Origin of the sequence: Pseudomonas sp. JY-Q (assembly GCF_001655295.1) — a bacterium.
GTDB lineage: Bacteria > Pseudomonadota > Gammaproteobacteria > Pseudomonadales > Pseudomonadaceae > Aquipseudomonas > Aquipseudomonas alloputida.
Genome location: NZ_CP011525.1, coordinates 4,711,813 through 4,723,830, shown reverse-complemented (window position 1 = coordinate 4,723,830; position 12,018 = coordinate 4,711,813). Strand labels below are relative to the sequence as shown.

At 55.3% G+C, this 12,018-nt stretch carries 13 protein-coding genes; all 13 read left to right on the top strand.

Going from position 1 to position 12,018, the window contains the following annotated elements; all coding sequences use genetic code 11:
* The first annotated feature begins 72 nt into the window (after positions 1 to 72).
* Positions 73 to 1,254 (top strand): 6-hydroxy-3-succinoylpyridine 3-monooxygenase HspB, encoded by a 1,182-nt coding sequence (gene hspB / locus AA098_RS21350; RefSeq protein ID WP_013973865.1) that lies wholly within the window; start codon positions 73 to 75, stop codon positions 1,252 to 1,254.
* Between the two features lie 159 nt (positions 1,255 to 1,413).
* Entirely contained in the window at positions 1,414 to 2,391 is a 978-nt protein-coding gene (locus AA098_RS21345; RefSeq protein ID WP_201799150.1) for an alpha/beta hydrolase, read from the top strand.
* A 267-nt stretch (positions 2,392 to 2,658) separates the two neighbouring features.
* A complete protein-coding gene (locus AA098_RS28775; protein WP_135848050.1) occupies positions 2,659 to 3,360 on the top strand; it encodes an Asp/Glu racemase in 702 nt (233 codons plus the stop codon).
* A complete protein-coding gene (locus AA098_RS21340; protein WP_013973863.1) occupies positions 3,360 to 4,127 on the top strand; it encodes an alpha/beta fold hydrolase in 768 nt (255 codons plus the stop codon). The genes AA098_RS28775 and AA098_RS21340 overlap by 1 nt, the downstream gene beginning before the upstream one ends.
* Positions 4,128 to 4,138: 11 nt before the next feature.
* Positions 4,139 to 5,170: a leucyl aminopeptidase gene (locus AA098_RS21335; RefSeq protein WP_046816058.1), complete on the top strand. Its 1,032-nt coding sequence runs from the start codon at positions 4,139 to 4,141 to the stop codon at positions 5,168 to 5,170.
* 37 nt (positions 5,171 to 5,207) lie between these two features.
* Positions 5,208 to 5,834 (top strand): isochorismatase family protein, encoded by a 627-nt coding sequence (locus tag AA098_RS28770; protein WP_013973861.1) that lies wholly within the window; start codon positions 5,208 to 5,210, stop codon positions 5,832 to 5,834.
* Positions 5,835 to 6,331: 497 nt separating this feature from the next.
* Complete coding sequence (locus AA098_RS21330) at positions 6,332 to 7,087, top strand: heme ABC transporter permease (protein ID WP_046816059.1); 756 nt, start codon at positions 6,332 to 6,334, stop codon at positions 7,085 to 7,087.
* Positions 7,084 to 7,260 carry a heme exporter protein CcmD gene (ccmD, locus tag AA098_RS21325; protein WP_007939192.1) on the top strand — a complete coding sequence of 59 codons (177 nt, stop codon included), beginning with the start codon at positions 7,084 to 7,086 and terminating at the stop codon, positions 7,258 to 7,260. Before AA098_RS21330 ends, ccmD begins: the two co-directional genes overlap by 4 nt.
* On the top strand, positions 7,257 to 7,718 hold the full coding sequence (gene ccmE / locus AA098_RS21320) for a cytochrome c maturation protein CcmE (RefSeq protein WP_064614980.1): 462 nt from the start codon (positions 7,257 to 7,259) through the stop codon (positions 7,716 to 7,718). Before ccmD ends, ccmE begins: the two co-directional genes overlap by 4 nt.
* Before the next feature lie 3 nt (positions 7,719 to 7,721).
* On the top strand, positions 7,722 to 9,710 hold the full coding sequence (locus tag AA098_RS21315) for a heme lyase CcmF/NrfE family subunit (protein WP_046816060.1): 1,989 nt from the start codon (positions 7,722 to 7,724) through the stop codon (positions 9,708 to 9,710).
* Positions 9,707 to 10,243: a DsbE family thiol:disulfide interchange protein gene (locus tag AA098_RS21310; protein ID WP_046816061.1), complete on the top strand. Its 537-nt coding sequence runs from the start codon at positions 9,707 to 9,709 to the stop codon at positions 10,241 to 10,243. Before AA098_RS21315 ends, AA098_RS21310 begins: the two co-directional genes overlap by 4 nt.
* Positions 10,240 to 10,713 (top strand): cytochrome c-type biogenesis protein, encoded by a 474-nt coding sequence (locus tag AA098_RS21305; protein WP_013973856.1) that lies wholly within the window; start codon positions 10,240 to 10,242, stop codon positions 10,711 to 10,713. Before AA098_RS21310 ends, AA098_RS21305 begins: the two co-directional genes overlap by 4 nt.
* Positions 10,706 to 11,920 (top strand): c-type cytochrome biogenesis protein CcmI, encoded by a 1,215-nt coding sequence (ccmI, locus tag AA098_RS21300; protein WP_064614979.1) that lies wholly within the window; start codon positions 10,706 to 10,708, stop codon positions 11,918 to 11,920. Before AA098_RS21305 ends, ccmI begins: the two co-directional genes overlap by 8 nt.
* Positions 11,921 to 12,018: the final 98 nt, after the last annotated feature.

Sequence of the window (12,018 nt, the reverse complement as noted above, 5' to 3'; positions counted from 1 at the left end):
AGGTGTCGGCGCCCTTAAGTGCCCACGCCTAAGCGCATAACAAGGCATTCGCCCAAAAAATGAGGAAGCACAATGAGCATGAAACAGCGCGTAATTATCGTAGGAGGGGGGCCGGTAGGGCTGCTGACTGCCTTGGGCCTAGCAAAGGCGGGGACAAATGTGGTGGTGCTGGAAGCTGAGAGCCAACCCAGCGATAGTCCGCGCGCGCTCGTTTATCATTTTCCGGTACTGCCACACCTGAAGCGGTTGGGCGTGCTTGATGACTGCGTCGCGGCTGGTTTAATGAGGCAGAATTTTGCATGGCGCGTTCACTCTACCAGTGAAATGATCTTCTGGGACCTCAGTTGTCTTGAGGGCGATGTTGAATTGCCTTACGCGCTGCATTTGGGTCAGGACAAGCTTTCCAGGATACTAATCGAGCATCTCAAAGCCTTGCCGAATGTTGAAGTGCGATACTCATCGCCAGTCGTTGATTGCGAAGTGGGCCCGCGGTCTGTTCGGGTAGTTCTTGGGGGCGAGTCGCCGGGCGTGATTGTCGAAGGGGATTGGTTAATCGGAGCTGATGGCGCTAATAGCTTCGTGCGTCGAGAGGTTTTGAATCAAAATTTCTTTGGCATAACTTGGCCGCAACGATATGTAGCTACAAATACCAGGTTCGACTTTGACAAGCTTGGTTTTGGAAAAACTACTATGCAAGTGGACGACGTGTATGGATCTGTAATATGCAATATCGATGCTGATTCTCTATGGCGGGTCACTTTCATGGAAGATCCGAACTTGCCTATGGAAGGCATTCGTGGGCGCATCGATCAAGTGTTTAAAGAGTTGTTGCCGACGAACGATCCATACGAAGTAGTCGCCTTCTCACCATATAGAATGCACCAGCGCGTTACGGATAGAATGCGCAATGGTCGTGTGATCCTTATAGGTGATGCTGCACACGTAACCAACCCAACTGGAGGGCTTGGTTTGACGGGGGGCATGTTCGACGCCTTTGCACTAACATCGGTGTTGAATCAGGTCATACACGACGGTCGTAGTGAAGACATTCTCGACGTGTTCGAAGCCGACCGCCGACGGAAATTTATTGAACTGGTATCACCTAGAGCAAGCGACAATTTGCGTAATTTATATCATCAGAAGCCTGGTGAAGGAAAAAATGACTGGGTAAACAACACTAGAAGCATTTCAAAGGATATAGATAGGATGCGCGATGCTTTGCGTTTTCCAGAGACTATGGAAACCTTTCTGTAGACGGCTGATTAGTTGGTGGGATTCTGATTGCTATAGTTCAATAATAAAATTTTGCGAGCCTGTCATCTGTTGATGAAGCAAGGTTTCAATGGTTGTTTAGTGGTCTGTTTTATTAATTGTTCTATACGTTATTGGGTCCCGCCCAACAGGCGTGAATAAGTGTCACTCTGGTATCCGGTCGGCACGGACAACGTCTTCTTGCTCAGTGGTGGTGGCAATATGTACTACAAACTTACCGATTTTGGCGGAAAGTTTCTGACTAGTCCTCCGCACTTTAGTGCGGGTAAAAGCTATCCAGGTGTAAGCGCCTATGTTCAATGGTTTATGCCTGCTAATCCCCTGCCAGTATCGGTGACATTTATACATGGTGGTGGAGGGCAGGGTTCAGAGTTTTTAACTACTCCAGATGGGCGTCCAGGATGGGTTCATAATTTCCTGCAAGCAGGTTTTCCAGTATTTATATTAGATAGGCCTGGTCATGGACGAAATAGTTGGAACAGTGAGATTTTAGGGGCTCACGTACCGCATCCAGACTATGAAACGCTTTATCCAAGGTTCGTAGAGCCCAAAATCAAGAATCTCTGGCCGGAGTCGAGGCATCATGATCAGTGGCCGGATCATGAGCCAATCGCTGGAGACAGATTCATGGCAAGCCAAGGAGTAATGGCAACAACGCTGGCCGCAGCTCAAAAGCATGTAGAAGCGATTGCACCTCAGTTGTTTGAAGTAACTGGAGACACGATTTTAGTCTCGCACTCGGCAGGTGGGCCATGTGGCTGGGCATTGGCAGCAATAGGGGGGGCGAGGGTAAAAGCTGTAGTCGCGGTCGAGCCGTTAGGCTATCCGGGCCTTCAACACTCACTAGGAGATTTTGAAAATGGTTTATGTGCAGTTGAATTCTCTGGCTCGCATGATCCTTATGAGCGTCCAGTCGCATTGGTGACCGGGCATGCTAGTTGGATGCGAGAAGCAAATTTGAAAGCCGCAAAGTATTTACAAGACCAAAATTACGACGTCACTCATTTTCTCCTTGAGGATTACGGGGTTTTAGGTAATGGGCATATGATGATGTCTGAGAAAAATAGTAGCGATATCGCAGCAATTATAATTGATTGGGTCAATGAGTCGGTTTTTTGAGTTATATAACTCCGTGGTATATGTGAGTGCTGGTAGGGCCACACTCATAAGACCCTTATGTTCGTGGTCAAGGTGATTCTATCCATGCATAGGATGGATTATCTAGGAGGGCTGCGGCGGGTGGTAGTCTGGTACAAATGGCTTTGGAAGGTAAATAAATAATTCAAATCTTGGTTTATGCGCGGTACTGAATATTAACTTCGTCTAAAGGTGGAAGCTATGAAGGTTGTACGCGTTGGTCAAATTGTCCCAAGCTCTAATATCACTATGGAAACGGAGATCCCGGCGCTGCTTAAGGCGCGGGAGCTGGTAGCTCCTGAGCGATTCACTTTCCATTCATCTCGTATGCGTATGAAACATGTAACGAAGGAGGAACTAGCTCGAATGGATGGCGACAGTGATCGTTGTGCACTCGAACTATCAGACGCTCGCGTCGACGTGATGGGATACGCTTGCCTGGTCGCGATTATGTCCATGGGGCATGGTTATCACCGAGTATCGGCGGAGCGCTTACGAAATGTGACCGAGAATAATGATGCAGCAACACCAATTATTACCTCGGCGGGGGCGCTTATAGATGGCATCCGTGCTCTTGGTGCGAAGCGCGTGGCTGTGGTTACTCCTTACATGAAACCGTTAACAGAATTGGTAGTTGATTACATTCGACATGAAGGTATCGAAGTAGGTGACTATCGAGCACTAGAAATCTCGGATAATCTGGCGGTTGCGGCCCATGATCCAATGAATTTGCCTGGAATAATTGCGAGCATGCGCACGGACGACGTTGATGCAATTGTTATTTCTGCATGTGTCCAGATGCCATCATTAAATGCCATCACAATGGTTGAGGCGCAAACCAGAAAGCCAGTTATTTCAGCCGCAGTTGCTACTACTTGGGCGATGTTAACTGCATTAGATCTCCCTACACGAGTTCCTGGTGGTGGAACTCTTCTTTCAGGTGCCTACTAATGAAAGGGTACAACGTTTATGCAAATGGCATTCGTCAGCACATCATTCATTTTCCGGGAACGGGTTCACCGCTGCTGTTAATCCCAGGTATCACCTCTCCTGCAGTAACATGGGGGTTTGTGGCCGAGCGTCTTGCCAAATATTTTGATGTCCACGTGGTAGATGTTCGAGGCAGAGGTTTGAGTGAATCGGGTGATTTAGATTACTCATTGGACGCAATGGCTGATGATTTAGTTGCGTTAGCCCAGCGGATGGAAGGAGTGGTAGTTTTAGGACATTCAATGGGTGCGCGAATTGCCATTCGAGCAGCTAGGAAAGATTCTCAGGTGTTTTCTCGATTGATCTTAGTTGATCCACCTGTTTCTGGCCCAGGTAGACGTCCGTATCCTGCAAAGTGGTCATGGTATGCGGAGTCCATTCGTTTAGCACAAAGAGGCTGTACGGCGATGGAAATGCGGTCTTACTGCCCGACTTGGACGGACGAACAGATCGAGCTCCGGGCTGAGTGGCTACATACCTGCCAGTACACAGCGGTCAAAACCGCATTCGATGGCTTCCACACAGATGATATTCATACCGACTTGGCGCAATTGACGCTTCCTATTCAACTCGTTGTAGCTGGTGGAGCAGAAGTTATTCAGCCTGATGATATCGCGGAGATTATTAGTTTAGCTCCTCAAACTACGACGTATGTTGTTGAAGAAGCTGGGCACATGATTCCGTGGGATAATTTAGAAGGCTTCATAACTGCAGTCAGCAATCGATAGAGAGGCGCGATATGGACCATGTGAGTTTTACCGAGATATGCCTACATCAGTTGAAAATGTCAGGTGTACATGAAGGGGAGCGACTGATCGTTCTAACCCAGGGGCATGAACGTCTAGCGTACGCCGACGCATTTATGGCCGCAGGCCAGCGACTTGGAGCCGAGATGTATCATATGAGGCTACCTTCGCCATTGCCTTCTAATGGCTGGGCTGTCGGGGTTACGGGACTTGCCGATTTACCCGGTGCTGTGGAGGCGCTTAAGAACTGCGACATGTTGATTGACTGCGTATTCCTTTTGTTTTCTGCTGAACAGTTTGAAATCCAAGCGGCAGGTACGCGTATTTTAACTGCGGTGGAACCTCCTGAGCTTCTGGCCCGTATGCTGCCATTTCCAGAGCTGCGAGAGAAAGTTTCTATTGCAGCGGAGTTAGTTGAAAACGCTAAGGATATGCGGATCACATCCCCGCATGGGACAGATATTACATACAAGCTGAATACCTATCCTACTATAGCAGAGTACGCTTGTACAGATACACCAGGTCGTTGGGATCATTGGCCTTCGGGGTTTGTATTCACTGGCGGTGACGATGACGGTGTGGATGGAACCATAGTTGTCGCCCCAGGTGATGTTCTTTTACCGCAAAATCTCATGGTTAGGGAGCCAATAACTTACACTATAGAAAAAGGTTGGATAGTCGATATTCGCGGCGGTCTTGAAGCTCAGATCGTTAATTCCTATATGGACTCATTTAATGATCCCCGTGGTAAAGGAATGAGTCATGTAGGCTGGGGAATGAATCCACATGCTAAATGGCACAGCTTTGTTCCGGGGCAATTTACAGGTGGAATGGGAATGGAGCTCAGAAGTTTTTACGGCAATGTAATGTTTTCAACCGGTCCAAACAATGAGCTTGGCGGATCGAATGATACCGCCTGTCATCTTGATATTCCAATGCGTAACTGTTCATTGTTCCTTGATGATACGCCAGTGGTCATTGATGGCGACATTGTTGTTAAAGAAATTCAGCTAGTGCAAAGGTAGACGTGCTGCTAAATTGTGCGGACGCAAGGAGTATTATATGTCACAAAAAGAAGTATATGACGCTGCAGGTTTCGGTAATCCGGTGTCTAGAGGCGTGCACCCAGCTATCATTGTTGTTGATTTTTCGTATGGATTTACTGATCTTCAATATCCAACTGCCTCTGATGCCTCACTCCAGATGTCCCGCACAAAAGAAATTTGTGACTTGGCAAGGGCATTAGAATTTCCGGTGATATTTACCACAATCGCATATCATCCAGGGGAGATACCGATGCTTCCGTGGTTGGAGAAATCTTCTGGTATGGCTGCATTGCTCTATGGGTCCCGATTAGTTGAAATAGATATGGCAACAGGTATTCAGCCAAACGATGTAGTTGTTGTAAAAAAAGGAGCTTCGTCTTTTTTTGGGTCGACGTTATCCAGCCTGCTGGCAGGGACAAATACTGATACAGTTGTGGTGACAGGTGCAACGACCTCGGGGTGCGTCCGCGCTACTGTTGTAGACGCTGTACAATCCGGGTTCAAAGTGCTTGTGCCAGCGGACTGCTGTGCGGATCGTGCGAAAGGGCCACATGAAGCGAGTCTGTACGACATACAGCAAAAGTATGGTGATGTAACCGATTCCGACGACATTTTAAAATGGCTGCGATCGGTTGCGGGCTAGTCGATTTATTAATTGTAGTCCTTAATTTGGTGCGTCTCGGCACATATAATGGGCGCCGAACGCACATTTCTACTTTTTAAGTACGCATGTAATTTCAGATGCTTCGCTGAGTCAATTATTTAAGTCATAGTGTTATCGCGATTTCTGTTTTATTTGTCTCGATGACGCAGTTTTTGATTCTGTATTCGGTTGAGAATTTTGGTGATCTGTCCGTGAGTTAATTGAATTTTAGGTTTGGTGTGTGATGGATAGAGTACTTTGCAAATAAGTGTGGCAAGTAAGGCTTATATGCTTGTTCGGGGGGGGTATTTAATCTCATCGCTTTCAGGGCTGATCCATAATTAGACGATCCTAATTTCTTGTCGCGGGTTCATTGAGCAGCCGACTCCCTAGTCTTCTATATCGTTGGAAGCTAACACATTGAAGAGCTTCCATTTCTTCTGTAATGCCGTTCTGGTGGCAAGTTTGGGCGAGCCGCAACTGTGATGGAAATAGCAATGAACTGGACCTGGTTTCATAAGCTCGGCTCACCCAAGTGGTTCTACGGCATCAGCGGCAGACTGTTGCCCTGGCTGAGCGTCGCGGCCCTGTTGCTGATCGGCATCGGCCTGGTCTGGGGCCTGGCTTTCGCGCCGCCGGACTATCAGCAGGGCAACAGCTTTCGCATCATCTATATCCATGTCCCCGCGGCGATGCTGGCCCAGTCGGTCTACGTGATGCTGGCGATCTGCGGTGTGGTCGGCCTGGTGTGGAAGATGAAACTGGCCGATATCGCCCTGCAATGCGCAGCGCCCATCGGTGCCTGGATGACCGCCGTGGCGCTGGTCACCGGGGCGATTTGGGGCAAGCCGACCTGGGGTTCGTGGTGGGTCTGGGACGCACGACTGACGTCGATGCTGATCCTGCTGTTCCTGTACTTCGGTCTTATTGCGTTGGGCAACGCCATCAGCAATCGTGACAGCGCCGCCAAGGCCTGCGCGGTATTGGCGATTGTCGGCGTGATCAACATCCCGATCATCAAGTATTCGGTGCAATGGTGGAACACCCTGCACCAGGGCGCGACCTTCACCCTCACCGAAAAACCGGCGATGCCGGTCGAGATGTGGTTGCCGCTGCTACTGACCGTGTTGGGTTTCTACTGCTTCTTCGGCGCAGTGCTGCTGCTGCGCATGCGCCTCGAAGTGCTCAAGCGCGAAGCCCGGGCCAGCTGGGTGAAAGCCGAAGTACAGAACAGCCTGGAGGCCGCTCGATGAGTTTCGCGTCATTCGGCGACTTCCTCGCCATGGGCCATCACGGCCTGTATGTCTGGTCAGCCTATGGCATCTGCCTGGCGGTGCTGGCCCTCAACGTGGCGGCGCCGATCCTGGCTCGCAAGCGGTATCTGCAACAAGAGGCGCGTCGTCTGCGCCGGGAGAACGGTCAGTGAATCCGCTGCGCAAAAAACGTCTTGTCATCATCCTGGCGATCCTGGTCGGCGTCGGCGCGGCGGTCGGCCTCGCCCTCAGCGCCTTGCAACAGAACATCAACCTGTTCTACACCCCGACCCAGATCGCCAATGGCGAAGCACCCATGGACACGCGCATCCGTGCCGGCGGCATGGTGGAGCAGGGTTCGCTGGTGCATTCCGGCGATTCGCTGGATGTGAAGTTCAACGTCACCGACTTCAACAAGACCGTGACCATCACCTATCGCGGCATCCTCCCCGACCTGTTCCGCGAAGGGCAGGGCATTGTCGCCCTGGGCAAGCTCAACGCCGATGGCGTGGTGGTGGCCGACGAGGTGCTGGCCAAGCACGATGAGAAATACATGCCGCCGGAAGTGACCAAGGCCCTGAAAGACAGCGGCCAGTCGGCGCCCGCTCCCGCTCCCGTGAAGGAGGGTTGATCGATGAATGCCGGTCTGTTTATTCCTGAGCTGGGCCATCTGGCGATGATCCTGGCGCTGTGTTTTTCCCTGGTCCAGGCCGTTGTGCCGTTGCTCGGTGCCTGGCGTGGCGACCGCTTGTGGATGAGCCTCGCCCAGCCTGCGGCATGGGGGCAGTTTGCATTCATGCTGTTCGCGTTCGGTTGCCTGACCTATGCGTTCATGGCCGACGACTTTTCCGTGGCCTATGTTGCCAGCAACTCCAACAGCGCCTTGCCCTGGTACTACAAGTTCAGCGCGGTGTGGGGCGCGCACGAAGGTTCGTTGCTGCTCTGGGCGTTGATTCTTGCCGGCTGGACCTTCGCGGTATCGGTGTTCTCCCGACAGTTGCCGCAAGTGATGCTGGCCCGGGTGCTGGCGGTGATGGGCATGATCAGCATCGGTTTCCTGCTGTTCCTGATCCTCACGTCAAACCCGTTCGAGCGCATCCTGCCGCAAGTGCCGATGGACGGCCGCGACCTCAACCCGCTGCTCCAGGACATCGGCCTGGTCGTCCATCCGCCGATGCTCTACATGGGCTACGTCGGCTTTTCCGTGGCCTTCGCGTTCGCCATCGCCGCGTTGCTCGGTGGTCGCCTCGACGCCGCGTGGGCGCGCTGGTCGCGGCCATGGACCATTGTCGCCTGGGCCTTCCTCGGCATCGGCATCACCCTCGGGTCGTGGTGGGCCTATTACGAACTCGGCTGGGGTGGCTGGTGGTTCTGGGACCCGGTGGAGAACGCCTCCTTCATGCCATGGCTGGTCGGCACCGCGTTGATCCACTCCCTGGCCGTCACCGAAAAACGTGGGGTGTTCAAGAGCTGGACTGTGCTGCTGGCGATCGCGGCGTTCTCGCTGAGCCTGCTCGGGACCTTCCTGGTGCGCTCCGGCGTGCTCACCTCGGTGCATGCCTTCGCCTCGGATCCCGAGCGTGGCGTGTTCATCCTGATATTCCTGCTGTTCGTGGTCGGCGGCTCGCTGACGCTGTTCGCCCTGCGTGCACCCGTGGTGAAAAGTCAGGTCGGCTTCAACCTCCGGTCCCGGGAAACCCTTCTGCTGGGCAATAACCTGGTGTTGGTGGTGGCGGCGTCGATGATTCTCCTCGGGACGCTGTATCCACTGGTGCTTGATGCGTTGTCCGGCGCCAAGCTGTCGGTCGGCCCGCCATATTTCAACGCACTGTTCATTCCGCTGATGGCGATTCTGATGGTGGTGATGGCGATCGGTGTGCTGGTGCGCTGGAATGACACGCCGGTCAAATGGCTGCTGGGCATGCTCACGCCGGTGCTGCTTGGCACCGCCGCCCTGGCCGTGGTGGCGGGCATCGCTTATGGCGATTTCAATTGGGCGGTGCTGGCAACGTTCGTGCTGGCGGCGTGGGTGTTGCTGGCGGGCGTGCGGGACATCTTCGACAAGACTCGCCATAAAGGTCTGGTCAAAGGCCTGCCGACCCTGACCCGCAGTTACTGGGGCATGCAGCTCGCCCACCTGGGGATCGCCGTCTGCGCCCTCGGTGTGGTGCTGTCCAGCCAGAACAGCGCCGAGCGCGACCTGCGCCTGGCGCCCGGCGAGTCTATGGACCTGGGCGGCTACCAATTCTTTTTCGAGGGCGCTAGGCATTTCGAAGGTCCGAACTTCACGTCCGACAAAGGCACCGTGCGGGTCATTCGCGACGGCCGGGAGATCACCGTGCTGCACCCGGAAAAACGCCTCTACACCGTACAGAACTCGGTGATGACCGAACCCGGGATCGACGCCGGTTTCACCCGCGACCTCTACGTGGCGCTGGGCGAACCCCTCGGTGATGGCGCCTGGGCGGTACGCGTCCACGTCAAGCCGTTCGTACGCTGGATCTGGTTCGGTGGCTTGCTCACCGGCCTGGGCGGCGTCCTCGCGGCGCTGGATCGGCGTTATCGGGTCAAAGTGAAAACCCGGGTGCGCGAAGCCCTGGGCGTGACGGGAGCCACTGCATGAAACGTTGGTTGATGGTGTTACCGCTGGCGCTGTTTTTGGTGATGGCAGTGTTCTTGTACCGCGGGCTTTACCTGAACCCGTCCGAATTGCCCTCGGCGATGATCGGCAAACCGTTCCCGGAATTCTCCCTGCCCTCGGTGCAAGGTGACAAGACCCTGACCCGCGCCAACCTGCTGGGCAAGCCGGCGCTGGTCAATGTGTGGGGCACCTGGTGCATCTCTTGCCGGGTCGAGCACCCGGTGCTGAACAAGCTGGCGCAGAACGGCGTGGTGATCTACGGCGTCAATTACAAGGACGTCAACGCCGACGCGCTGAAATGGCTCGCCGAGTTCCATAACCCTTACCAGTTGGATATTCGCGACGAGGAGGGCTCCCTGGGCCTGAACCTGGGGGTCTATGGGGCGCCGGAAACCTTCTTCATCGATGCCAAGGGCATCATCCGCGACAAGTTTGTCGGGGTGATCGACGAACAGGTCTGGCGCGAGAAGCTGGCCGCCAAATACCAGGCACTGGTTGACGAGGCCAAGCCATGAGGCGCTGGCTGGCAGCCGCCATGCTCGGATTGAGCCTGGTGGGAGTGGCCCATGCCGCCATCGACACGTACGAATTCGCCAACGAGGGCGAGCGCGAGCGGTTTCGCGAGCTGACCAAGGAACTGCGCTGCCCCAAGTGCCAGAACCAGGACATCGCCGACTCCAACGCACCGATTGCCGCTGACCTGCGCAAGGAAATCTTCCGCATGCTCGGCGAGGGCAAGGACAACCAGCAGATCATCGACTTCATGGTGGACCGCTACGGTGAGTTCGTGCGCTACAACCCCGCCTTGTCCTCCAAGACCGCGCTGCTCTGGTTCGGCCCCGCCGGGCTGTTGCTCGGTGGCTTCGTGGTCATCGCCGTGATCGTGCGTCGTCGTCGGGTGCAACGTACGGCTGCTCCGGACACGCTTTCCGTCGAAGAGCGCCAGCGCCTCGACCAACTGTTGGATACAACCAAGCATGATTGATTTCTGGCTCGCCGCAGGTCTGCTGCTCCTGATTGCCCTGAGTTTTCTGTTGATTCCTGTGTTGCGTGGTCGCCGTGCCCAGCGCGAAGAGGACCGTACCGCGCTCAACGTGGCGCTGTACCAGGAGCGCGTCGCTCAACTGCAGGCCGAGCGGGAGGAGGGCGTGCTCAACGCCGCGCAGTTGGACACCGGCCGCGCCGAAGCCGCCCGTGAGCTGCTGGCCGACACCGAGGGCGCCGAGGCGCCGCGCGAGTCGCGCCTGGGCAAGCCCTTGCCGTTGCTCGCCGCCGTGCTGGTGCCGTTGCTGGGCTTGGGGCTGTACCTGCATTTCGGTGCCAGCGACAAGGTCGAACTGACCCGTGAGTTCGCCCAGGCGCCGCAGTCGATGGAAGAAATGACCCAACGCCTGGAGCGGGCGGTGGCGGCGCAACCGGACAACGCCGAGGGCCTGTATTTCCTTGGCCGTACGTACATGGCCCAGGACCGGCCCGCGGATGCAGCGAAGATCTTCCAGCGCACCGTGGCGGTGGCGGGCCGCCAACCCGAACTGCTGGGCCAGTGGGCCCAGGCGCAGTACTTCGCCGATGGCAAGAAATGGTCGGACCAGGTCCAGGCCCTGACCGACGAAGCGCTGAAGCTCGATCCCAAGGAGGTCACCAGCCTCGGCCTGCTGGGCATCGCCGCGTTCGAAGGCGAACGCTACCAGGACGCGATTGATTACTGGAGCCGCCTGTTGGTGGAGCTGCCGGAGGGTGACAAGTCCCGCGAGGCGTTGCAGGGCGGTATCGCCCGCGCCACCGAGAAGCTCCAGGCTGCTGGCGGCCAGGTTGCGCCGGCGCAGGCCCAGGCACCCGCCGCCAAGACGGCCGCCGTGCTCAAGGTGCGTGTCGAGCTGGCGCCGGCGCTCAAGGCCAAGGTGCAGCCAGGCGACAGCGTGTTCATTTTCGCCCGCGCCGCGTCCGGCCCGCCGGCCCCGCTGGCGGCCAAGCGCCTGACCGTCGCCGACCTGCCGGTGACCGTAGAGCTGGGGGATGCGGACGCGATGATGCCGCAACTGAAACTGTCGAACTTCCCTGAAGTCCAACTGGTGGCGCGGATCTCCCGTGCCGGTCAACCCACCGCCGGTGAATGGATCGGCCGCAGCCAACCCCTGGCGAGCAGCACCACCGCGCCGCAGCACCTGACCATCGACAGCCCGGACCAATAACAGGAATTCGCACAATGACCGCCATCGCTCGTATCACTTTGCTCACGCTCGTCCTGGGCCTGAGCGTTTATGCGGTCCAGCGCTACCCTCGCCGTCAT

What these genes read in the sequence shown, in the direction of transcription:
- hspB (WP_013973865.1), top strand. Translation starts at nt 73, where the DNA reads ATGAGCATGAAACAGCGCGTAATTATCGTAGGAGGGGGGCCGGTAGGG.
- AA098_RS28775 (WP_135848050.1), top strand. Translation starts at nt 2,659, where the DNA reads ATGGAAACGGAGATCCCGGCGCTGCTTAAGGCGCGGGAGCTGGTAGCT.
- AA098_RS21340 (WP_013973863.1), top strand. Translation starts at nt 3,360, where the DNA reads ATGAAAGGGTACAACGTTTATGCAAATGGCATTCGTCAGCACATCATT.
- AA098_RS21335 (WP_046816058.1), top strand. Translation starts at nt 4,139, where the DNA reads ATGGACCATGTGAGTTTTACCGAGATATGCCTACATCAGTTGAAAATG.
- AA098_RS28770 (WP_013973861.1), top strand. Translation starts at nt 5,208, where the DNA reads ATGTCACAAAAAGAAGTATATGACGCTGCAGGTTTCGGTAATCCGGTG.
- AA098_RS21330 (WP_046816059.1), top strand. Translation starts at nt 6,332, where the DNA reads ATGAACTGGACCTGGTTTCATAAGCTCGGCTCACCCAAGTGGTTCTAC.
- ccmD (WP_007939192.1), top strand. Translation starts at nt 7,084, where the DNA reads ATGAGTTTCGCGTCATTCGGCGACTTCCTCGCCATGGGCCATCACGGC.
- AA098_RS21315 (WP_046816060.1), top strand. Translation starts at nt 7,722, where the DNA reads ATGAATGCCGGTCTGTTTATTCCTGAGCTGGGCCATCTGGCGATGATC.
- AA098_RS21310 (WP_046816061.1), top strand. Translation starts at nt 9,707, where the DNA reads ATGAAACGTTGGTTGATGGTGTTACCGCTGGCGCTGTTTTTGGTGATG.
- AA098_RS21305 (WP_013973856.1), top strand. Translation starts at nt 10,240, where the DNA reads ATGAGGCGCTGGCTGGCAGCCGCCATGCTCGGATTGAGCCTGGTGGGA.
- ccmI (WP_064614979.1), top strand. Translation starts at nt 10,706, where the DNA reads ATGATTGATTTCTGGCTCGCCGCAGGTCTGCTGCTCCTGATTGCCCTG.